We start from the raw sequence: 20327 nt of genomic DNA, 5'->3' as shown, positions 1-20327 counted from the left end.
CAACACCCAAGTACCCGGCCGATCAACCCCGTCACATGTTCGCGCTCATCGACTTCGTCTCGCGGGTCGTCGGCGACGTCGGCCGCTTCGTCGACATCTTCCTGAACGACCTCATCCTCGGCGCTGGCGACCCGCTCTCGGCGCTGCTGATCGTCGTCGGACAGGTCCTGATCGTCGCCTCCGTGTCGGTGCTCGGCTACGCCGCGGTCGGCGCGCTGCTGCAGGAGATCGGCGTGACGCTGCCGTCGCTCGGCGGTCGCGGTCGGTCGGATCAGTAACCCGCCGCCGGGGCTCAGTCGTCCGTCGAGCTCGTCCGCGTCCGGAGGCGCGCTCCCGGCTCGACGGCGGGCGAGGGCGAACGGCCGTCGTCCGCCGATAGCTCGCCGTCGTCCGCCGGCACCTCGAACTCGTCGAGCCGCGCGAGCAGCTCGTCGGAGCGGTCCGCGAGCGCGTGCGCCCTGTCGGTCACCTCGGAGACGCTCGCGGTCTGCTCCTCCGCCGCCGCGGCCGCGGTCTCGGCCTCGCTCGCGGTCCGGCCGCTCACGTCGGCGACGTCCTCGACCATGTCGACGACCTCCTGGGTCGTCCGGGCCTGATCGTCGGTCGCCTCGCTGATCTCCCGAACCGTCTCGTCGACCGCGGTCACGTCCTCGACGACCTCCTCGAACTCGCGGAGGGTGGACTCGACGGCGCCGACGCTCTCCGACACCTGCGACTCCATCGCGCCGACGTCGGCGGCCACGTCGGCGGACGCCTCCTGCACCTCGTCGATGCGCTCCGAGATCGCCGCCGCCTCCGCCCGGGTCTCCTCGGCGAGGGACTTCACCTCGTCGGCGACGACGGCGAACCCGTCGCCGGAGCCGTCGGCACGGGCGGCCTCGATCGAGGCGTTCAGCGCGAGCAGGTTCGTCTCCTCCGCGATCCCGTCGATCACGGCCGCGATCTCGTCGATCTCGCCGATCCGGTCGACGAAGTCCTCGACGGCGGTCGCCGTCTCCCCGATCCGCGATTCGAGCGCCTCGAGCTCCGCGATCGCCTCGGCGCTCTCCTCGCGGCCGGCCTGCCCGCGGTCCGCGGCGCTCCGGGCGGTCGTCGCCGCGTCGTCCGCGGAGGCCGCGATCTCCTCGACGGTCGCCGAGAGCGTGTTCATCTCCGCGGAGACCGCTTCCAGGTCGCTCCGCTGCTCGGCCGCGCCGTCCGAGATCTCCTGGACGGACCGCGCCACCGCCTCGCTCGCGTCGTCGACCTCGTCCATGCTCGCGCGCACGTCGTCGCTCGCCGCCGCGACGTCGCCCGTGAACGAGCGGAGCTCGCCGACCGTTTCGCCGAGCGTGGCGACGAGCCGGTTGTAGTTCCCGACGAGCTCGTCGTACCGGTCGTCGTCCGCGGCGAGCGACTCGGCGTCTATCGTCGCCGTGAGGTCGCCGTCCTGCGCGCGCTCGGCCGCGTTCCCGAACGCGTTGACGACCGACTCCAGCTCCGTCGTGTACGCGGCCATGTTCGCGGCCATCTCGTCCAGGGCGTCGCCGAAGCCTCCCGGGACCTCCTCGTCGAGGACCGGATCGTCGAACTCCCGCGCCGCGAGCGCCTCGGCCTGCGCCGAGACGGTGTCGAGGTAGCGTTCGACCTCGACGAACGAGTCCACGAGGCCGCCGATCTCGTCCGACTGGTCGGCGCCCGGCGTCGCCGTCTCGGCGGTCGCCCCGCTGCCGGCCCCGCCGACGTCCCCGGCGGCGATCGCGTCGGCCCCGGCCTCCAGCCGCGTGAGCGGCGCGACGAAGTCCCGGCGCACGATGAGCAGGGTGTTGTAGATCGCGACGATCGCCGCGAGGAACAGCGCCCCGGAGACGGCGGACGCGAGCGCTCCCGAGAGGAGGAACGGCGCGAGGAAGATCCCGACGGTGACGAGGAACTGTATCCCGACGGCCGTCACGACCTTCCGCTCTATCGACTCGGAGACGCCGAGGCGGTCCATCGTGCCCCAGAGGAGATCCTCGTACCGCCCGCGGACTCCCGGGCGTCGTCCTCGATCGATCGACATGCTCCGGACTCGGCGGGACCGGGTTATGAACCTCCGGTCCGAGTTCTCACGGGCGATTCCCGATTCCCAGACCGCGAGATCGCCGCGGTGATTTTAAAAGACCCCGTCGACGGCCTCGGCCGCGAGGTCGACGGCGTCCTCCAAGTCCGGGCCGAGCGGCGACCCGACCACGAGCCCGTCGGCGTGCTCGGCGACGGCGGCCGCGCGCTCGCGGACGGTCGCCGGCGAGCCGGCCATGCAGAACGCGTCGACCATCTCGGGAGTCACGAGCTCGAAGGCCGCGGAGAACTCGCCGGCCGAGACGCGCTCGCCGATCTCGCTCGCCGCGTCCGGGTCGATCCCGTGGCGCTTCAGCACCGGGGGCGCCGCGCCCGCGGCGATGAACGCGACGGGCGGGCGGGCGGCCTCGCGGGCCGCCGACTCGTCCTCGTCGATCGAGACGGCGGCGTACGCGATGAGGTCGAACTCGCCCCGCTCGTCGGGGCGGTCGCCGAGGCCGTCGTCGACCTGGTCGCGGGCCCACGCGAGGTCCTTCGGGTGCGAGCCGTTGTACAGCAGGCCGTCGGCGTGTTTCGCGGCCATCCGGCACATGTGCGGCCCCTCGCCGCCGACGTGGACCGGGATCGCGGCCCCCTGCGGGGGCTCGTAGTTGAGCCCCGCCTCGCTGGCGTCGAAGGTCCCGTCGCGGTCGACGCGCTCGCCGGCCCACAGCCTCTGGGCCGTCTTGAACGCCTCCAAGACGGGCCGCAGCCCGCGCTCGTCTTCGAGCCCGAGGTTCGCGAGCGTGGAGGGGTCGCCGGGGCCGAGCCCGAAGACGGCCCGGCCCTCGGAGAGCTCGTCGAGGGTGGCGACCTTCGAGGCGAGCGTCACGGGGTGGGTCTCGTAGGGGTTGGCGACGCCCGGGCCGACCCGGACCGAGTCCGTGGCGGTCGCGAGCTGCGAGAGGAACGCCCACGGGTCGCGGTTGTTGTAGTGACACGTCGAGTAGACGGCGTCGTAGCCGGCCGCCTCGGCGCGGACGCCGAGGTCGACGAGGCGGTGCAAGTCGTGTTCGGGGGTGAGTTCGATACCGAGCATGGTTATCCGTCGAATGTCCACTGGCGGAGGGCCTGCCGGACGAAGTCGCCCTCGACCTCGCGGAAGTGGCTGTCCGACCCCTCGTGGTCGCCGAACGCCCAGTCGCGGACGACGACGACCGGGGTGCCGCCCGCGCCCTCGCCGGCGACGAGGTTCGCGGCCGACGCGAGCTCGTCGATCACGTTCTGGACGGTGACGCCCATCTCCCGGCCGTCGCGGTCGCGCTCGCCGCGCCAGTCGCGGGCCGCCGGCAGGCCGGCCCAGCCGATCGCGACGCCGCGCTGGCCGTGACGGAACGGGCGCCCGCAGGTGTCGCTGACGACCACGCGGTCGGCCGCGATCCCCTCGCGGATCCGCTCCGCGCTCTCGGAGGGGCGCTCCGGGAGCAGCAGCAGGTCGCCGTCGGGGACGTTCGACCGGTCGATCCCGGCGTTGACGCCGATGTGACCGAAGCGCGTCGCCGTCAGGAGGAACGGCGCCTCCATGATCAGCTCCGTCGACTCCTCGATGACGGCCTGCGCGAAGCGCGGGTCCCGCTCCTCGCCGGCGATCGCCGCGAGGCGGTCTGCGACCTCGTTCGCGCGCGGTCCGGCCGGGAAGTCGGAGAGGTCGAACGTCCGCCCCTCGGCCTTGGAGACGACCGTGCTGGCGACGACGACGACGTCGTCCTCGCGGAGGTCGACGCGCTCGTCGATCATGGCCGCGAGGTCGTCTCCCTCCCGGATCTCCGGGAGGCCCGGGACGGCGAACAGCTCCATACGAACGGGTGGGCGGCGACGAGGAAAAACCCCGCCGGTACCGGGTCGGTTTGACGGTATCGGGCTCACGGTGAAACGGGGAATTCGCTACCGGGACGGCGCCGATCGCTTATAAACTGAACCGCGGTGGCGCGCGCCTCCGAGCGCCCGCAGGGCGCGAGGAGCGCGTGCGAGGGACGCCGCGAACGCCCGCAGGGCGTGAGCGGCGAGGCTGGGGAGGCGTGAGGTGCGGTCGCCGTGCGGTCGGGTGGGACTCAAAGGGGCAGCCGGGAGGCGGGCGCAGGCGACGCAAGCACCGCAACGAGGGAGCGTCAGCGACCGAGTGAGGAGCGCAGCGAGCGTGCGCCCGCCTCCCGGCTGGGGCTTTGGAGGTGTTCACCCAATGTCAAGTATTAGTCGCGCACAGCCGAGTGGCTGGGGCTTTGGAGGTGTTCACCGGTGATCGGCGAGAAGCGATATACAATAGTCAATATCCGGCCGCTCCGCACATCTTATAAACGACTCAGACGACCTCGTACGTGTGGACCTGCACGTCCGGTACGAGGGCGACGACGACCCCGACAAGTGCACGGCCCGGAAGCTCGCGCGGTTCGACCTCGCGGAGCTGCACCGCTCGGACCGCGCGACCCCCAACGGCGTCGTGCTGAATCCCCACGCCGAGCGGGCGCTCTCGCCCGCGGACGGCGACCTCGCCCGCGAGAACGCGCTCGTCGCGCTCGACTGCTCATGGGAGTCGGCCGGCGAGAAGATGTTCGGCCTCCCGGGCAAACACCGCGCGCTCCCGTACCTGGTCGCCGGCAACCCCGTGAACTTCGGTCGGCCGATGCGGCTCACAACCGTGGAGGCGTTCGCGGCCGCGCTTCGCATCCTGGGCGAGCCGGATCACGCGGAGCGGATCATGGCGAAGTTCACGTGGGGCGAGACGTTCCTCGACCTCAACGAGGAGCCGCTCCGGCGGTACGCGAACTGCGAGGACTCCGCCGAAATCGTCGCGATTCAGCGGGAGTACCTCGACCGGGAGTAGCCGCGGCGCAGACGCCCCGCCCGAGCGCCTCGCGGTCGCGGCGGATACCGGATCCGAACGGGGGTGCGGCAAGCCTTTTGCACGAATCCCCCCTACTGTGAGTCGATGGTATCCACTGGTGACACCGCACCCGACATCTCCGCGACGATCGGCACGAGCGACCACGAACCGTTCGAGCTCGGCGACCACCTCGGCGACGGCCCGGTGGTGCTCGCCTTCTTCCCGGGCGCGTTCACGCCGCCGTGTACGAACGAGATGATCGCGTTCCAGGAGCACGCCGACGCCTTCGAGGCGGCCGGCGCGACGATCTTCGGGATCAGCGCCGACTCGCCGTTCTCCCAGGGCGCGTTCCGCGAGGAGCACGGGATCGAGTTCGACCTCGTGAGCGACATGGCCGGCGACGCAATCCGGGCGTACGACCTGGAGATCGACATCGCCGAGCTGGGGCTCCACGGGATCGCCAACCGCGCCGTCTTCGTGCTCGACGAGGACGGCGAGGTCGTCTACGACTGGGTCGCCGACGACCCGACCAACGAGCCCGACTACGACGCCGTCCTCGACGCGGCCGAGAGCGCGTAGGACGGATCTGAGCGAGGAGTAGCGGATTCGGTCACCTTTTCATTCGATCATTTATAAACGGCTGACGGTAGATCGAGGGTGAACGCCTCAAAAGCCCCAGCCGACGAGGCGGGCGCACGCTCGCTGCGGTCCTCGGTCGGTCGCTTCGCTCCCTCCTGTGGTCCTTGTGTCGTCATCAGAACGCTTCGCGTTCTGATTGGCTCACGAGAGCGGAGCTCTCGTGAACGCCTGCGCCCGCCTCGTCGGCTGCCCCTTTGATTCCCGCCCCGCCCCGCACAGCATCGCAGCCTCGCACCTCCCCAACCTCGCGGCTCGCTCGGGGCTCCCTCCGGTCGCCCGCGTCGCTCGCCGCGTCCCTCGCGCGGCGCTCCTCGCGCCCTTATCAGGGCGCTCGGAGGCGCGCGCCAACAACTGGTCACACTCATCGCTCAATCTATACCGGATCGAAAAACGACTCACTCCCCGAGCACGCCGCCGATCGCGCCCGCGAGCGCCGAGTCGACCGCGAACAGGACCGTCACGAACAGGCCGACGACCAGCACCCCCGCGCCGCCGAGCAGGCTCCCGACGGGACCGCCGGCGAGCCCGAGGAGCCCGCCGAACGCGGCCAGCAGGAGGGTGACGGCGACCCCGCTTATCGACCCGGCGAGCAGGCCGTGCCACGCCCCCGAGAGGAGGCCGCCGCCCGCGACGTAGCCGGCGACGAACCCCCCGATCAGCCCCGCGCCGACGTGCCCGACGACCGGAGCGGACGTCGCGAGCAGCCCGGCGATCAGCATCACGACGAACCCGTAGCCGACGGCGCGCCATTGTGTCATACCCCCGGTAGTCGGTCCCGAGGGAAGTACTCGCCGCCGTTTCTGTCGGTGCGCCGATGTCCCGACGTGACGACCGAGACGGCCGATCCCGTCGGTCGACCGCTCCGACGGCCGGAGTTTAACTTCGCATCGCCCCAACGCCCGGGTATGCCCTCCGAGCCCAGTACGCCCGTCGACGAGACGGGGCGGTCGGCGGACCGGGAGCCCGGCACCGCTCGCGGCGACGGCCCGGAAACGGTCCCCGGCACCGATCCGGACGCGCCCTCGGATTTCGCTCGGGACGCGGCCCCGGTCGAGTGGGGACCGATCCGATTCGAGCGCCTGCGGTCGCTGGCCCTCGGGGCGACGCTCGTCGCGGTCGGCGCCGCCCTCCTGCTGGCGCTCGGCGTCGCCGTCGCGTTCGCCCTCTCGCTCCCGGCCGGCGGGGGGATACCGACGGAGGCGTCGGCGCTCGTCGTGCTCCTGTTCGTCGGCGGCCCGGCGTCGCTGTTCTACCTGCTGATCGCGTACGATCGCGCGTCTCCGGAGCGCCGGCGAGAGCTCCTGTCGCCGCTCGGCGGAGGCTCGTTCGATCCCTCTCACTTCCGGCTCGGGTGGACGCTCCTCGGGACGGGCGCCGCGCTCGCGGTCGGGGCGACGGCGCTCGGACCGGGGGCGTGGGCCGCCCCGGGGCTGGCCCCGCTCGTCGTCTCCCTGTTCGCGGTGCTTCCGGCGCTCTCGCGGACGCAGGGGACCGACGTGCGGCTGGACCCGACGGAGCTGACCGTGGAGCGGACGCATCGGGGCCGGGACCGCAGCCGTACCGACGACCTCGGGTCCGCCGTCCGGACGCGCCGGATCGACCTCCCGTGGACGACCGTGTTCCTGATCGCGTACCGCGGGAACGCCTGGTACCGGTCGACGCCGTGGCTGTTCGTCCCGACCGGACTCGCCGACCGCGTCGAGCGGGCGCTCGACGAGGCGCTGGCGCGCAGCGACGGGCCGGACCGGGCCAGCGTCCCCGAGCGCGTCACCCTCGCGGTCGTGGGATCCGCCTCGCTCGTCGTCGGTCTCTCGATGTCCCTCGCCGCCGGCGAGGCCGCGGCCGGACTGCTCTTGACGCTCCTGACGGCGCCGTTCAGTCTCCTCTTCCTCGCGCTCGCGGCCCGACTGTGATTCCCGCGAGGCTCACGGTCAGCCCTCGGCTCCGGTCGCGGGCGGGATCCCGACCGTCGTCGACACCGGACGTGCCACCCCCTACCACGCGACTCATATAGTCGGCGGCCGTAGCGTCGCGCATGGACAGAACACGTCTGGAGAACGCGCTGGCGGAGGCGTTCGGCGGCACCGAGGCCGAGCGGCGGGCGGTCGCCCGGGCGGCCTGCGACCTCGCGGACTCCGGCCGGCCCTCCGAGGACCGGGGGCACGCGCTCACCGTCCCCGGCGTGGTCGACCACCTCGACGACGCCCCGGACGGCTCCTCGCTCGTCGAGCGCTGGAACTGGTGGCTCGGCGCGCTCGAAGCCGCCTACGGCGGGTACGACTACTTCACCGTCCGGTTCGTCGAGGACGACGAGGAGGCGGGGCTCCGCCGGTAAGCCGGGAGCGCGGGGCGGGGGTGGGACCGGAGTCGGGAACGAAATCGGCGGCGTTCGCCGTCGACGCTTCCACTTTCAGTTTCACTCCGGGGATGGCTCGGTTATAGGGGCGTTCCGGCCGGAGTGCGACGTATGAGCGCGATCACTCCCGACCGACCGCAGTACGCGACCCCGACGCGGAGAGACGTCACCGACTGTCGAACCGACCGGATCGCCGACCGCGTTCGCGTGAACCGAGTGCGCGGGAGCGAGGTGGCCCTGGAGCGCCGCGGCGGGCGGACGTTCCTGGTGACGCGACCGTCGGAGTGAGGACGGGTCTCGGATCTGCGGAGAAGCGTCAGTCGTCGGCCGCGAGCGGGCTCCGCGCGGCGCCGCCGTCGGAGAGCAGGCTGTCGAGGCCGACCCCCAGCGACTCGTCGGTCCGCGCCACCGACTCGGCGCGGGACGCGTCTGTCGCCAGCGCCCGGATCGCGTCGACGTTCTCCGGGACGACGTCGGCCTCCTGGTGGACGTTCTGGAACAGGTAGAGGTCCCGCCCCTCGACGCTTATCGACTCCTCCCAGACGCAGTTCTCCCAGAGGTCGCCGCGCGGGCGCCCGACGTCGGCGGCGTAGTCCTTCAGCGCGCCGGCGCCGTCGATCCCGGCGCCCTCGGGGATCAGGAACACTCGGCTCTCGCCGCCGAGGAGGTCCCTGACCGCCTCGGTGCTCGGCTCCTCGTCGAGGGTGACGTTGACGCTGTGGGTGTGCATCGCCGTGACGGGGGCGCGCAGCGCGGCCGTGTCGACGTCGACGTCCGGGAGGATCTCGTTCACGTCGGGGCCGTGGTGTGACGGGACCGTCGTCGGGTCGGGCACGACGTCGTTGATGGGTCCGCGGTCGGTCTCGCTTGGGTCGCCGCCGCGGCGGACGAGCGTCACGCGCGCCTTCTCGACGCCGTACGTCTCGTCCAGGGGCGCGAGGAGCCGGGAGAGCCCGGTGGTGTTACACGAGACGACGCGGAGCGAGCCGGCGCCCCGGGCAGCTTCGTAGCTCCCGCGGGCGTTGAACGAGGCGTCGGCGATGTCCGCGTCCTCGCCGCCCTGGTAGATCGCGGGCACGTCGTGGGCCTCGTACGTCGGCCGGTTGCGCTCGCCGACGCCGGAGGGGCAGCAGTCGACGACGACGTCGACGGCGTCGAGCAGGTCGGCGAGGGTTCCCGCCACGCCGAGGCCGGCGGCCTCGAACTCGTCGACCCGGTCGTCGATCGCGGCGTAGAGGTCGTAGCCGCGTCGGACCGCGCCCTCGGCGCCGTAGTTCGGGCTCGTCTTGGTCACGCCGACGAGCTCCATGTCGGGCTGGGCCGCGACCGCGTCCGCGACCCGCTTCCCGATCGTGCCGTACCCGTTGACGCCCACGCGTATCATGTCGTTCACTGGATTCCGTAATGGGATAATGTTTTCGAGTATTTTTGAGAGAAATTAACTACGGCGTGAGTAACGCGTCGGTAAATTCGGGTGACGCAAAGCCGTAACTGAGTTTCGAAAGAGAGTAAATGAAGGCGGATCCGAAGGTCTAACGCCCGCGAGCACCGATCGTCGCGTATGTCACCGACCCTCTCCGAGGCGGCGGCGACCGCCGTGAACCAGTGTCTGAACGTCGGGCCGGACGAATCGGTCGTCGTGATCACCGACGACGAGCGCGAACCCGTCGGGGAGGCGCTGTACGAGGCCGCGGTCGCCGTCACCGACGACGCGACGCTCCTCAGGTACCCCCCCGCCGAACAGCACGGCACCGAGCCGCCCGCGCCCGTGGCGGCCGCGATGGCCGAGAGCGACGCCTTCCTCGCGCCGACGACGAAGAGCCTCAGCCACACCCGCGCTCGGGGGGCCGCCTGCGACGCCGGCGCCCGCGGCGCGACGCTCCCGGGGATCACCGAGGACGTGTTCGCCGCGGGGCTCGACGCCGACTACGCCGCCATCGAGGCCGCGTGCGACGACGTGCTCGCGCAGGTCGCGGGCGCCGACGAGGTCCGGGTCACCTCGCCCGCGGGCACCGATATCGCGTTCGGGATCGGGGACCGCGAGTGGCTCTCGGACACCGGCATGGTGCGCGACCCCGGCGACTTCTCGAACCTCCCGGCCGGCGAGGTGTTCGTCGCGCCGGAGACCGCGACCGGGACCTTCGTCGTCGACGGGACGATGATGCCCCACGGCCTGCTCGACGAGGACCAGGAGCTGACGTTCGAAGTCGAGGACGGACTAGTCACGGCCATCGGCGACGACGCGGTCCGCGCCGACGTCGAGGCGGCCGCGGAGTCGGTCGGCGACGCCGCCTACAACCTCGCCGAGCTCGGGATCGGGACCAACGTCGGCGTCGACGAGCTGGTCGGCTCCGTCCTCCTCGACGAGAAGGCGGGCGGCACCGTGCACATCGCGATCGGCGACGACGCGGGCATCGGCGGGGAGACGGACGCCCCGATCCACCTCGACGGGATCCTCCGGAACCCGACCGTCTACGCCGACGGCGAGGAGGTCGAGTTGCCGACCGCGTAGGAGTGACGGGATCAGAGACGGTCGGATATTTATAAACGAACGTTGCGGTCGGCGCGTGCCTCCGAGCGCCCGAAGGGTGCGAGGAGCACGCGCGAGGGAGTCGCGACCGAAGGGAGCGACGAGGCTGGGGAGGCGTGAGGCGCGGTTGCGGTGCGGTCGGGGCAGGACTCAAAGGGGCAGCCGCGAGGACGGCGTAGGCGACGAAAGCACCGCAAGGAGCGAGCAACGCGAGCGACTGCGGAGCGCAGCGAGCGTACGCCGTCCTCGCGGCTGGGGCTTTGGAGGTGGTCACCGCCGATCCGGGCTCAACAACGTATGGCCGAGCGGCTGGGGCTTTAGAGGTAGTCACCGCCGATCCGGGCTCAACAACGTATGGCCGAGCGGCTGGGGCTTTGGAGGTAGTCACCGCCGACCCATCACCAGCCAGTTATAAACGAGCGGTTGAACCGACAGCAGTATCCTTCGCGAGACCGACCTCGTACAGTTGATCGACGCTCTATTCGACGACCGCGAGCGCGACGCCCGCCACGTCTCGCACGCCGACCACCTGATGCCGCCAGCCGTCGCCCGCGTCGACGCAGAGCGTTCCGGCCGCGGTGACGACCACGGAGATCCCGGGCCCGTAGCCGAGCGCGACCGCGTCCTCGTCGACCGGGAGCTCGGTCGCGCGCCACGCGTCGTCGTCCCACGCGTCCGTCCCGTCTTCGTCCTCCTCCCCCGCGTGGACCAGAAGCTCGCCCTCGACGACCGCCATCGCGTGGCCGTCGCCGTCGGCCGCGACCTCCTCGGCGGACCCCTCCAGCGCCGTCATCCAGCCGTTGCCGAGCCAGTAGAGCCCCGACCCGGTGGCCGCGAGGGGCATCCCCGCGCCGGCGACGTCGCGGGCGTCGTCGAGGCCGACGGCGGCGAGGTCCGGGTCTCCGCCTCCGCCCCGGCTCCCGCGGACCCGGTGGACGCCGTCCCCGGCGGCGACGAGGGGGCCGTCGATCGCGCGCGGGTCCGACGCGGTCCCGATCGAGGTCGCGGCCGGATCGGAGGCCGCGGCCAGATCGGAGGCCGCGCCGCCCACCGCGACGCGGTCGATCCCGCCCTCCTCCCCGGCGACGAGGAACGCGTCGTCGAGGACGCCGACCGCGACCGCGGAACCGGGGACGACCGGCTCGAACGCCGGGTCGTCGCCGACGGGCGCGACGCGCAGCCCGTCCGCGGTCGCGATCCCGACGAGGTCCGGGTCGCCGTCGCGGGGGAGGACCGCGACGTCGCGGGCCGGCTCGCGGGCGACCATGTCGAACGCGCCCACCTTGTCGGCCGACAGCGCCACCCGGACGACGCCGTTCCCGGTGGCGACGTACGCGTCGGTACGGCCCGCCGTCCCGGCGTACACGCGCTTCTCCTCGATCGAGATGTCGTCCTCCGCGGGTGCCATCGACCCGGGGGTTCGGGCGCGGCTCCCATAAGCCTCGCGGGCGGCGAATCGAGATCGACTGGCGTCCGCCCGTTTCGACGCGCATTAGGTCGGCGGCCGCGTACCGCCGGTCGTGCAACCGGTCGCCGCCGAGGTCGTCGCCCTGCTCGCCGAGGTCGCCCCGCGGCTCGCCCGTATCGCGGCGTTCATCGCCGTCGGCGTCTTCGCCGCCAACGTCGCGGTCGCGTTCGGGCTGATCCGGTACGTCGCCGGGCTGGCGGGGTGGCTCACCCGACCCGCGAACCTCCCCGACGAGGTCGGGACCGCGATCCTCACGACCGCGGCGTCGACGACCGCGGGCTACGCCACGCTCGCCGAGTACCGCGAGTCCGGGCTGCTCGACGACCGGGCGACGCTCGTCGCCGTGACGATCAACACGTTCTTCGGCTTCGTCCAGCACGTGTTCACGTTCTATATTCCGGTGTTGATCCCGATTCTAGGCGTCGAGACGGGGACCGTCTACGTCTCGGCGCGGGCCGGGATCGCCCTCGCGATCACGGTCACGGGCGTGCTCGCCGGGGGCGTCCTGCTCTCCGGGCGCAACGTGGACCGGTCGGCGCTCTCGGAGGTCGACGCGAGCGGGCCCGAGGCCGACGACCGCACGAGCCGCGAGCGCGTTCGCGAGGCCGCCGAGAAGTCGTGGTCGACCCTCCGCCGGATCGTTCCCCGGCTCGCGGTCGTCTACACGCTCGTGATCGCGTTCGTCACCTACTACGACGTCGAGGCGCTGACGAGCGTCGCCGAGCCGGTGACCGGGCTCCTCGGGCTCCCCGGCGCCGCGGTCCCCGTGATCGCCGTCTACACCCTCGACACGACGGCCGGGGCCGTGACGCTCGCCGGGACCGAGGCGGGCGTGTTCACCACCCGGACCGCCGTCGCGACCCTGCTCATCGGCGGGATCCTCTCCTTCGCCGTCTCCACCTTCCGGCGCTCGATCCCCTTCCAGTACGGGATCTGGGGCGCCGAGTTCGGCACGAAGGTGATCGCCGTCAACACCGCCCTGAAGCTCGTCTTCATCTCGGCGACGGTCGCGCTGCTGCTCGCGCCGGTGTGGTGAGGCGAGTCGTCGAGCGAGACCGGTGTCACCACGACTGCCGACCGCGGCTCCGGAAGCAATTTATGAAATGAAATTCGGTCGGTGCGCGCCGCCGAGCGCCCACCGGGCGCGAGGAGCGCGTGCGAGGGAGTCAGTCGCCCGGAGCAACGCGGAGGGTGACTGACGAGGCTGGGGAGGCGTGAGGTGCGGTCGCTGTGCGGTGTGGGGTGGGACTCAAAGGGGCAGTCGCGAGGCCGCAGTAGGCGACGGAAGCACCGCAGCGAGCAGCGCGAGCGAGGAGCGCAACGAGCGTACTGCGGCCTCGCGGCTGGGGCTTTGGAGGTCCTCTCCGCAGAGTAGTCGATTGCGTCAGGCCCAGCGGCTGGGCCTTTGGCGGTGTTCACCGTCAGTCCACAGGTAACGAGCTCAGATAGGTGATCGACGGCGAGAATGAAAACGATATCCGCGGGGATCGGGACGCCCTCGCTTTATTCCAGGTCGAAGCGGTCGAGCCGCATCACCTTCGTCCACGCGTCGACGAAGTCGTCCACGAGCTTCGCCTCGGCGTCCTCGCTCCCGTACACCTCCGCGATCGCGCGGAGCCGGGAGTTCGAGCCGAAGATCAGGTCGAGGCGGGTGGCCTCCCACTCGACCGCGCCGGTCTCGCGGTCGATCCCCTCGTACACGTCGGCCTCCTCCGCGCCCGTCTCGACGGGCCGCCACTCGGTACTCATGTCGAGCAGGTTCACGAAGAAGTCGTTCGTCAGCGCGCCGGGGCTGTCGGTGAGGACGCCGCGGTCCGTGTCCTCGTAGGTAGCGCCGAGCGCGCGCATGCCGCCGACGAGCGTCGTCATCTCGGCGGCGCTCAGGTCGAGGAGGTCGGCCTTGTCGACGAGCAGCTCCTCGGGCGGGTGGTCGACGCCGTCGCCGAGGTAGTTCCGGAACCCGTCCACGCGCGGCTTGAGCGCCTCGAACGAGTCGGCGTCGGTCTGCGCCCGCGTGGCGTCGGTCCGCCCCGGCTCGAACGGGACCGTCACGTCGTGGCCGGCGTCCGCGGCCGCCGCCTCGACGGCGGCGTTGCCGCCGAGGACGATCAGGTCGGCGAGCGAGACGCGCACGTCGTCGTCGCGCGAGGCGTTGAACGCCTCCCGAATCGCTTCGAGCGTCTCCAGCGCCGCGTCCAATTGCTCCGGCTCGTTGACCTCCCAGTTACGCTGGGGGTCGAGCCGGACGCGCGCGCCGTTCGCCCCGCCGCGCTTGTCGCTGTCGCGGTAGGTGGACGCGGAGGCCCACGCGGTCTTGACGAGCCGCCGGCGCGTCAGGTCGCTGTCGAGGATCTCGGCTTTGAGCTCCTCGACCTCCGCGTCGCCGATCAGGTCGTGGTCGACCTCGGGGATCGGGTCCTGCCAGATCATCTCCTCGTCCGGGACCTCCGGGCCGAGGAACCGCGACGGCGGGCCCATGTCGCGGTGGGTCAGCTTGTACCAGGCCTTCGCGAAGTTCATGCCGAACGCCATCGGGTTCTCCTGGAACTCCTCGACGATCTCGCGGTAGGCGGGGTCGCGCTTCAGCGCGACGTCCGTCGTGAGCATCATCGGCGTGACGCTCTCGTCGGAGTCGTGCGCGTCCGGGGCGCTGCCGTGGAGCGACTCGTCGGTGGGCGTCCACTGCCACGCGCCGCCGGGCCCCTTCTCGGGCTCCCACTCGTACTCCAGGAGGTTGTCGATGTACCCCATGTCCCACTCGGTCGGGGAGCCGGTCCAGGGGCCCTCGATCCCGCTCGTGATCGTGTCGCCCCCCTTGCCGGTGCCGTGCGCGTTCTCCCAGCCGAGCCCCTGCGCCTCGATCGGTGCCGCCTCGGGCTCCGGACCGAGGTTCTCGTCGGGGTCGTCGGCGCCGTGGACCTTCCCGAACGTGTGGCCGCCGGCGATGAGCGCGGCCGTCTCCTCGTCGTTCATCGCCATGCGGTCGAACGTCTGGCGGATGTTCTTCGCCGACGCCATCGGGTCGGGCCGGCCGTCCGGTCCCTCCGGATTCACGTAGATGAGCCCCATCACGGACGCGCCGAGCCCCGGCTCGATCTCGCCGGGCTCCTCGAAGCGCTCCTGCGTGTCCATCTCGGACTCGGGGCCCCAGTAGACGGAGTCGTCCGGCTCGAAGGCGTCCTCGCGGCCGCCGGCGAAGCCGAACGTCTTGAACCCCATCGACTCGATGGCGACGTTCCCGGCGAGGACCATCAGGTCGGCCCAGGAGAGCTTGCGGCCGTACTTCTGCTTGATCGGGAGCAGCAGCCGGCGCGCCTTGTCGAGGTTCGCGTTGTCCGGCCAGCTGTTGAGGGGGGCGAGGCGCTGTCGGCCGCCGTCGGCGCCGCCGCGGCCGTCCGCCGTCCGGTACGTCCCGGCGCTGTGCCACGCCATCCGGATGAACAGCGGCCCGTAGTGGCCGTAGTCCGCCGGCCACCACTCCTGTGACGTCGTCATGAGCTCTTCGAGGTCCGCCTTCACCTCGTCGAGGTTGAGCGACCGGAACGCCTCGGCGTAGTCGAAGTCGTCGTCGTAGGGTCCGACGTCGCGGGCGTTCTGGTCGAGGATGTCCAGGTTCAACTGGTTGGGCCACCACTCCTGATTGGTCTTCTGAGACATTAGGTTCGTCCGAGTCTTCCGCCACCTCAGATAAAAAGGTGTTCAAGTTACAGAGATATTCCCGGCAAAGATAACCCGTATTTCTTCATTATGAAGATATGTTTCGGTACAGCAAAATCCGTGCGACTTTGTTACACGTGGTCGGCGTATACGGGCGTGTCGACGTCGATCACCCCGCGACGGTCACTCCGGCCCGTTCCGCGGGTCGAACTCGTCGCGCCGGATCCCCTCCCGGACCGGTTCGTGCTCGGTCTCGGTCGGTGGCGGCGCGGTGACGAGCACGGCCTCGAGGCGCGCGTCGTCGTCGGCCTTCACGCCGCGTTCGGTCCCGGCCTCGACGGCGACCACGTCGCCCGGACCGACGGCGTGATCGGTCTCGCCCTCTCGAACCGTGCCCGTGCCGGACTGGACCGTGACGACCACGTCGCTGTCGGGGGCGTGGACGGGGATGAACTGCCCCGGCTCGAAGTACCCGCAGACGGCCTTCGCCCGGTCGCTCCGGAACACGCCGCTCGTCGAGAACCGCTCCTCGTCGTACGTCCGCTCCGCGTCGAGGCTCGTCGCCGGCACGTCACTCACCCCGGCGGAGCGAGTCGCCTCGCCCGGTCGAATCGGGGTACCCGTTCGCGCTCCGCTCGAACGACGGCGTCGGTCGGTCTCGCATGTTCGGACCCTCGGGCCCGTGCGGTGAGTGGCTGTGCCCGAACATATTCGTCTCAAGGCGGATGCGAGCGCGTCGCGAAGGCTCGGACGCCATGCCGAGACTCGACGTCCGCGACATCCCGCCGGTGAACAGACACGACCGGATCCACGAGGCGTTCGACGGGATGGACCCCGGCGAGACGCTCACCATCGTCAACGACCACGAGCCGAAGCCGCTGTACTACGAGATGGCCGCGGAGGTACCCGCGTTCGACGAGGAGGGGTACGAGGTCCGGCGAGCGGCGCCGGACGAGTTCGTCGCCGAGTTCCCGAAGACGGACGCGTAGGCGGCGACGACTCGGTCCCCGGCGATTACTCGGTCTCCGGCGACCGCTCGCCCGCCGCGATCGCCGTCTCTCCGTCGGCGTCGAACAGCCGCGCGAGGGCGCGGGCGGTCGCGCCGCCGCCGCTCGCCCGCTCCAGCGCCGCGTCGGGACGCGACGTGAGCCGACGGCGGAGGACGGCGCCGAGCCGACGGACCGTCTCCCGCTGCTCGTCGGTCAGGTCGCCGCGCGACTCCAGCTTCGAGACCGCCTCCGCGACCTCGCGGCGCTCGATCCGCTCGGCCCGGCGCCGGAGCCGCCGTCGGACGCGGTCCGGATCGACCCGCGCGTCGGTCCGCGAATCCGATCGGGCGTCTGAACGTTCGAGTGCCACGTCGATCCCTCAGCCCCCACGCGGGTGAGGGTTCCCACGAACGTGTTCGGCCCCGCCGCCCGCGACGGGCACACACTCAAGTCCTCGCCGCGAGAGGTCTGGGTATGGACCCCGCCCGCTTCCTGTTCGTCTCGGCCGACGCCGCGCTGATCACCGACCTCGCCTGGCAAGTTCACCGCGAAGGCCACGACGTGAAATACTACATCGAAGCCGAAGGCGATCGGGAGATTGGCAACGGTTTCGTCCCGAAGACGGACGACTGGCGCGCAGAAGTCGACTGGGCAGATGTCATCATTTTCGACGATATCTGGGTTGGTTCCGACATCGGCACGGGTGAACTCGCAGAGGAACTCCGTGAGAAGGGGAAAGCTGTCGTCGGCGGGACGCCCAACACCGATCATCTCGAAGAGGATCGAGGATACGCGATGGAGATCCTCGAAGAACACGGTGTGAACACCGTCGAACACCATATCTTCGACAGTTTCGACGCGGGGATACAACACGTTCAGGAGAATCCCGCCCCGTATGTGATCAAGCCGCTCGGCGAAGTCCAGAACGTCAAGCGCCTACTGTACGTTGGGAACGAGGACGACGGCAGCGACGTGGTCGACGTGCTGAAGGCGTACAAGAAGGCGTGGGGTCACCGGATGAAGGGCTTCCAGCTGCAACGCAAAGTAGAGGGCGTCGAAATCGCTATCTGCGGGTTCTTCAACGGGAACGAGTTTATTGACCAGGTCAATTTTAATTTTGAGCATAAGAAATTGTTCCCGGGGAACATCGGTCCCTCGACCGGAGAGATGGGGACGTCGATGTTTTGGGCGGGCCAGAACGAACTCTTCGAAGAAACCTTCGGGAAAATCGAGGACTGGCTCGCCGACGAGGGGTACGTCGGGAGCATCGACATCAACTGCATCGTCAACGAGCGCGGGATCTACCCGCTGGAGTTCACGCCGCGGTTCGGCTACCCGACGATCGCGTTACAGGAGGAGTCGATCGAGTCGTCCACCGGGGAGTTCTTCTACGACCTCGCGCACGGCGACGAGCCCGAGGTCGAGGTGCACAACGGCTACCAGATCGCGGTCCGCGTCGTGCTCCCGCCGTTCCCGTTCGACGACGAGAAGACGTACGACGAGAACTCCCGGAACGCGGCCGTGGTGTTCGAGACGGAAGACAGGGAGGGAATCCACATCGAGGACGCGAAGCGGATCGACGGGCAGTGGCGCGTCGCCGGCGACAACGGGATGCCCATCGTCGTCACCGGGAAGGGCGAGACGATGGGAGCCGCGCGCGAACAGGCGTACGGCCGCATCGACGACGTCGTGATGCCGAACATGTACTACCGCGACGACATCGGGGAGCGCTGGGTCGACGGCGACGGCGACCGGCTGCAGGCGTGGGGGTACCTGGGACCGGCGGGCGAGTGAGTGCGTCGCCGTCGCGTCGCCCCGCCGAGCGGCCGTCCCTCCACGACTTTTTAACCGTCCGGGTCCACCGTTCGCGGTATGGCGAAGTACTCGACGGGCGGTGGCGGCGGCGGCGACGACGGCGACGCCTGCGAGCTCTGCGGGCGGGAGACGACGAAGCTCCAGCGGGCCACGGTCGCCGGCGCGAAGCTGCTGGTGTGTCCGGACTGCCGCCCGCACGACGACGCGGGCAACGCGCCCGAGAATCGGGGGGGCTCGGGATCGGGCGGCGGCCGCGGCGGGAGTTCCGGCGGCAGTCCGGGCGGCGCCAGCGCCGAGTCGAGCGGCTCGGAGAGCCGGAAGAAGGAGCTCGCTCGGAAGCAGGCGAAGATGTACGACTCCGTGAGCGGCGACTCCAAGCACTGGGAAGAGGGAGGCACGAGCTACGAGTCCGACCGGCTCCCGTACCTCGTCTCCGGCTACGGCGACGACGTCGCGGCGGCCCGGCAGGAGGCCGGCCTCACCGTCGAGGAGCTGGCCGCGGAGCTCGACGTCGACGAGGACGACGTGTTCGCGGTGGAGGACGGCCGGGCCGCGACCGCCGGCGTCGGCGGGTCGGTCGTCCGCGCCCTCGAAGAGCGGCTCGGCGTGGAGATCGTCGACGAGTGACCCGCGTGCGACCGCGCTCGCGGCGCCGCGTCGACGCCGACCCGAGGCGACCGATCCGGTCCCGGGCGACCGCGGGGCGATGAAGGCGATCAAGGACAGCGTCCACGGTCACGTTCGGCTCGGCGACCTCGCGGCCGAGCTGATCGACACCCCCGCCTTCCAGCGGCTGCGCCACATCAAGCAGCTGTCCACCGTCCGGTTGGTGTACCCCTCCGCGAACCACACCCGCTTCGAGCACAGCCTCGGCGTCTATCACCTCGCCGGCCGCGCCGTCGAGGGGTTCGACCTCGACGCCGACACCGCCGCCCACGTCCGCGCGGCGGCGCTCCTCCACGACGTCGGCCACGGCCCCTACGGCCACCAGACGGAGGGGATCATCCGGCGCGCGACGGGCCGGGACCACGACGACGTCGCGTGGCTCCTGACCGACGCCGACCGGGAGGCGTGTCAGGTCCTCGAACGCAACGGGCTCGACCCCGAACGCGTCGCCTCGCTGATCGCGGGCGAGGGCGGGCTCGGGGCGCTGATCTCGGGCGAGCTCGACGTCGACCGCATGGACTACCTCGTGCGCGACGCCCATCACACCGGGGTCCCGTACGGCACGGTCGACACCGGGCGGCTCGTCAACGAGCTCAGGCTCGCGGGCGACGGGGGATCGGCCGGGGACGAAGGATCGGCCGGGGACGGGGGATCGATCGATCCGGAGCGTGCGCGCCTCGTGCTCGCCGAGGGGAACGTCCCCACCGCCGAGAGCCTGCTGGTCGCGCGCTCGCTGATGAACGCGGTCGTCTACCGCCACCACGTCTCGCGCGTCGCCGGCGCGATGCTGGAGCGCGCCTGCGAGCGCTACCTCAACCGGACCGACGCCGACGCGGAGGCGTTCCGGCGGATGGCCGACCACGACCTGCTCGTCGCGCTCCGCGAGACCGTCCCCGAGCTCGGCCGGCGCATCGAGCGCCGCGACCTCTACAAGCGGGCGGTGTGGGTCGGGCTGGCCGACGTGCCGGCGGGGACGGTCGACGCCGGTCACGGCGAGGAGCTCGCCGCCGAGCGCGAGATCGCCGACAGGGTCGGGCTGGACCGCGAGGCGGTCGTCGTCGACGTCCCGTCGCGGCCCGGGCTGAAGGAGTCGGGGTCCACCGTTGTCGTCGACGGCGTCCCGCAGCGCCTGGAGGACGCCTCGGAGCTCGTCGGGGGACTGCGGAGCGCCGAGCGCCGCCGCTGGACGCTCGGCGTCTACTGTCCGGCCGAGCACGTCGACGCGGTCGGGGAGGCCGCGCGCGACGTGCTCGGGCTCCGCGACGCCAGCGCGCGGACGTAGGTCGAGCGCGGCGACGTGTTGGACG

Annotated in this window: 21 protein-coding genes; 12 read left to right on the top strand and 9 right to left on the bottom strand. The window is 71.1% G+C overall.

All coding sequences use genetic code 11. The features are described from left to right. The first annotated feature begins 35 nt into the window (after positions 1-35). Positions 36-278: a hypothetical protein gene (locus ACFQMF_RS13680; protein ID WP_256408346.1), complete on the top strand. Its 243-nt coding sequence runs from the start codon at positions 36-38 to the stop codon at positions 276-278. Between the two features lie 14 nt (positions 279-292). On the opposite strand, the gene ACFQMF_RS13675 is transcribed toward ACFQMF_RS13680, so the two are convergent. The 3 genes from ACFQMF_RS13675 to ACFQMF_RS13665 form a co-directional block, all read right to left on the bottom strand. Then, positions 293-1975, bottom strand: coding sequence for a methyl-accepting chemotaxis protein (locus ACFQMF_RS13675; protein WP_256408424.1), 1683 nt, complete (start codon positions 1973-1975; stop codon positions 293-295). A gap of 159 nt (positions 1976-2134) precedes the next feature. Next, on the bottom strand, positions 2135-3118 hold the full coding sequence (locus ACFQMF_RS13670; RefSeq protein ID WP_256408345.1) for a 5,10-methylenetetrahydromethanopterin reductase: 984 nt from the start codon (positions 3116-3118) through the stop codon (positions 2135-2137). A 2-nt stretch (positions 3119-3120) separates the two neighbouring features. Continuing rightward, complete coding sequence (locus tag ACFQMF_RS13665; RefSeq protein WP_256408344.1) at positions 3121-3876, bottom strand: coenzyme F420-0:L-glutamate ligase; 756 nt, start codon at positions 3874-3876, stop codon at positions 3121-3123. A 520-nt stretch (positions 3877-4396) separates the two neighbouring features. Between ACFQMF_RS13665 and ACFQMF_RS13660 the strand changes: the two genes are divergently transcribed. Both ACFQMF_RS13660 and ACFQMF_RS13655 read left to right on the top strand, forming a co-directional pair. Continuing rightward, the gene (locus tag ACFQMF_RS13660) at positions 4397-4900 is read left to right on the top strand and encodes a DUF367 family protein (protein ID WP_256408343.1); all 504 of its coding nucleotides are present in this window, start codon (positions 4397-4399) and stop codon (positions 4898-4900) included. Between the two features lie 105 nt (positions 4901-5005). Then, entirely contained in the window at positions 5006-5479 is a 474-nt protein-coding gene (locus ACFQMF_RS13655; RefSeq protein WP_256408342.1) for a redoxin domain-containing protein, read from the top strand. Positions 5480-5934: 455 nt separating this feature from the next. Here ACFQMF_RS13655 and ACFQMF_RS13650 read toward each other — a convergent pair whose 3' ends face one another. Continuing rightward, entirely contained in the window at positions 5935-6297 is a 363-nt protein-coding gene (locus ACFQMF_RS13650) for a DUF5518 domain-containing protein (protein WP_256408341.1), read from the bottom strand. Between the two features lie 147 nt (positions 6298-6444). Between ACFQMF_RS13650 and ACFQMF_RS13645 the strand changes: the two genes are divergently transcribed. The 3 genes from ACFQMF_RS13645 (at position 6445) to ACFQMF_RS13635 (ending at position 8183) form a co-directional block, all read left to right on the top strand. After that, entirely contained in the window at positions 6445-7452 is a 1008-nt protein-coding gene (locus tag ACFQMF_RS13645) for a hypothetical protein (protein ID WP_256408340.1), read from the top strand. A gap of 122 nt (positions 7453-7574) precedes the next feature. Then, positions 7575-7874, top strand: a complete 300-nt coding sequence (locus ACFQMF_RS13640) for a hypothetical protein (RefSeq protein ID WP_256408339.1) — start codon at positions 7575-7577, stop codon at positions 7872-7874. 132 nt (positions 7875-8006) lie between these two features. After that, positions 8007-8183, top strand: a complete 177-nt coding sequence (locus tag ACFQMF_RS13635) for a hypothetical protein (RefSeq protein ID WP_256408338.1) — start codon at positions 8007-8009, stop codon at positions 8181-8183. A 28-nt stretch (positions 8184-8211) separates the two neighbouring features. On the opposite strand, the gene ACFQMF_RS13630 is transcribed toward ACFQMF_RS13635, so the two are convergent. Further along, positions 8212-9279 (bottom strand): type II glyceraldehyde-3-phosphate dehydrogenase, encoded by a 1068-nt coding sequence (locus tag ACFQMF_RS13630; RefSeq protein ID WP_256408337.1) that lies wholly within the window; start codon positions 9277-9279, stop codon positions 8212-8214. Between the two features lie 177 nt (positions 9280-9456). On the opposite strand from ACFQMF_RS13630, the gene ACFQMF_RS13625 reads away from it, so the two are divergent. Next, positions 9457-10407, top strand: coding sequence for an aminopeptidase (locus tag ACFQMF_RS13625; protein WP_256408336.1), 951 nt, complete (start codon positions 9457-9459; stop codon positions 10405-10407). Positions 10408-10903: 496 nt separating this feature from the next. Here ACFQMF_RS13625 and ACFQMF_RS13620 read toward each other — a convergent pair whose 3' ends face one another. Further along, a complete protein-coding gene (locus ACFQMF_RS13620; protein ID WP_256408335.1) occupies positions 10904-11833 on the bottom strand; it encodes an HVO_0234 family beta-propeller protein in 930 nt (309 codons plus the stop codon). Between the two features lie 112 nt (positions 11834-11945). Here ACFQMF_RS13620 and ACFQMF_RS13615 point away from each other — a divergent pair, with 112 nt between their 5' ends. After that, complete coding sequence (locus ACFQMF_RS13615; protein WP_256408334.1) at positions 11946-12929, top strand: nucleoside recognition protein; 984 nt, start codon at positions 11946-11948, stop codon at positions 12927-12929. Between the two features lie 467 nt (positions 12930-13396). On the opposite strand, the gene katG is transcribed toward ACFQMF_RS13615, so the two are convergent. Both katG and ACFQMF_RS13605 read right to left on the bottom strand, forming a co-directional pair. Then, on the bottom strand, positions 13397-15550 hold the full coding sequence (katG, locus tag ACFQMF_RS13610) for a catalase/peroxidase HPI (protein WP_256408333.1): 2154 nt from the start codon (positions 15548-15550) through the stop codon (positions 13397-13399). 183 nt (positions 15551-15733) lie between these two features. Further along, a complete protein-coding gene (locus tag ACFQMF_RS13605) occupies positions 15734-16120 on the bottom strand; it encodes a cupin domain-containing protein (RefSeq protein WP_256408332.1) in 387 nt (128 codons plus the stop codon). 185 nt (positions 16121-16305) lie between these two features. Here ACFQMF_RS13605 and ACFQMF_RS13600 point away from each other — a divergent pair, with 185 nt between their 5' ends. Continuing rightward, entirely contained in the window at positions 16306-16539 is a 234-nt protein-coding gene (locus tag ACFQMF_RS13600; RefSeq protein ID WP_256408331.1) for a DUF2249 domain-containing protein, read from the top strand. Between the two features lie 25 nt (positions 16540-16564). On the opposite strand, the gene ACFQMF_RS13595 is transcribed toward ACFQMF_RS13600, so the two are convergent. Continuing rightward, entirely contained in the window at positions 16565-16909 is a 345-nt protein-coding gene (locus ACFQMF_RS13595; RefSeq protein ID WP_256408330.1) for a glutamyl-tRNA reductase, read from the bottom strand. A 104-nt stretch (positions 16910-17013) separates the two neighbouring features. Here ACFQMF_RS13595 and ACFQMF_RS13590 point away from each other — a divergent pair, with 104 nt between their 5' ends. The 3 genes from ACFQMF_RS13590 to ACFQMF_RS13580 all read left to right on the top strand — a co-directional run bounded on the left by ACFQMF_RS13590 (position 17014) and on the right by ACFQMF_RS13580 (position 20302). Continuing rightward, on the top strand, positions 17014-18333 hold the full coding sequence (locus ACFQMF_RS13590) for a phosphoribosylamine--glycine ligase (protein ID WP_256408329.1): 1320 nt from the start codon (positions 17014-17016) through the stop codon (positions 18331-18333). Between the two features lie 78 nt (positions 18334-18411). Next, positions 18412-18981, top strand: a complete 570-nt coding sequence (locus ACFQMF_RS13585; RefSeq protein ID WP_256408328.1) for a helix-turn-helix domain-containing protein — start codon at positions 18412-18414, stop codon at positions 18979-18981. A gap of 79 nt (positions 18982-19060) precedes the next feature. Beyond that, positions 19061-20302 carry an HD domain-containing protein gene (locus tag ACFQMF_RS13580; RefSeq protein WP_256408327.1) on the top strand — a complete coding sequence of 414 codons (1242 nt, stop codon included), beginning with the start codon at positions 19061-19063 and terminating at the stop codon, positions 20300-20302. The last annotated feature ends 25 nt before the right edge of the window (positions 20303-20327 follow it).

It is taken from the genome of Halorubrum rutilum (assembly GCF_042665015.1).
GTDB classification, from domain to species: Archaea; Halobacteriota; Halobacteria; order Halobacteriales; family Haloferacaceae; genus Halorubrum; species Halorubrum rutilum.
The sequence above is the reverse complement of the archived record's forward strand: the minus strand, read 5'-3'. Positions and strand labels throughout refer to the sequence as shown.

Coding starts and splice junctions, on each gene's coding strand:
- ACFQMF_RS13680 (WP_256408346.1), top strand. CDS start 36: ATGTTCGCGCTCATCGACTTCGTCTCGCGGGTCGTCGGCGACGTCGGC.
- ACFQMF_RS13675 (WP_256408424.1), bottom strand. CDS start 1,975: ATGGACCGCCTCGGCGTCTCCGAGTCGATAGAGCGGAAGGTCGTGACG.
- ACFQMF_RS13670 (WP_256408345.1), bottom strand. CDS start 3,118: ATGCTCGGTATCGAACTCACCCCCGAACACGACTTGCACCGCCTCGTC.
- ACFQMF_RS13665 (WP_256408344.1), bottom strand. CDS start 3,876: ATGGAGCTGTTCGCCGTCCCGGGCCTCCCGGAGATCCGGGAGGGAGAC.
- ACFQMF_RS13655 (WP_256408342.1), top strand. CDS start 5,006: ATGGTATCCACTGGTGACACCGCACCCGACATCTCCGCGACGATCGGC.
- ACFQMF_RS13650 (WP_256408341.1), bottom strand. CDS start 6,297: ATGACACAATGGCGCGCCGTCGGCTACGGGTTCGTCGTGATGCTGATC.
- ACFQMF_RS13645 (WP_256408340.1), top strand. CDS start 6,445: ATGCCCTCCGAGCCCAGTACGCCCGTCGACGAGACGGGGCGGTCGGCG.
- ACFQMF_RS13640 (WP_256408339.1), top strand. CDS start 7,575: ATGGACAGAACACGTCTGGAGAACGCGCTGGCGGAGGCGTTCGGCGGC.
- ACFQMF_RS13635 (WP_256408338.1), top strand. CDS start 8,007: ATGAGCGCGATCACTCCCGACCGACCGCAGTACGCGACCCCGACGCGG.
- ACFQMF_RS13630 (WP_256408337.1), bottom strand. CDS start 9,279: ATGATACGCGTGGGCGTCAACGGGTACGGCACGATCGGGAAGCGGGTC.
- ACFQMF_RS13625 (WP_256408336.1), top strand. CDS start 9,457: ATGTCACCGACCCTCTCCGAGGCGGCGGCGACCGCCGTGAACCAGTGT.
- ACFQMF_RS13620 (WP_256408335.1), bottom strand. CDS start 11,833: ATGGCACCCGCGGAGGACGACATCTCGATCGAGGAGAAGCGCGTGTAC.
- katG (WP_256408333.1), bottom strand. CDS start 15,550: ATGTCTCAGAAGACCAATCAGGAGTGGTGGCCCAACCAGTTGAACCTG.
- ACFQMF_RS13600 (WP_256408331.1), top strand. CDS start 16,306: ATGCCGAGACTCGACGTCCGCGACATCCCGCCGGTGAACAGACACGAC.
- ACFQMF_RS13590 (WP_256408329.1), top strand. CDS start 17,014: ATGGACCCCGCCCGCTTCCTGTTCGTCTCGGCCGACGCCGCGCTGATC.
- ACFQMF_RS13585 (WP_256408328.1), top strand. CDS start 18,412: ATGGCGAAGTACTCGACGGGCGGTGGCGGCGGCGGCGACGACGGCGAC.
- ACFQMF_RS13580 (WP_256408327.1), top strand. CDS start 19,061: ATGAAGGCGATCAAGGACAGCGTCCACGGTCACGTTCGGCTCGGCGAC.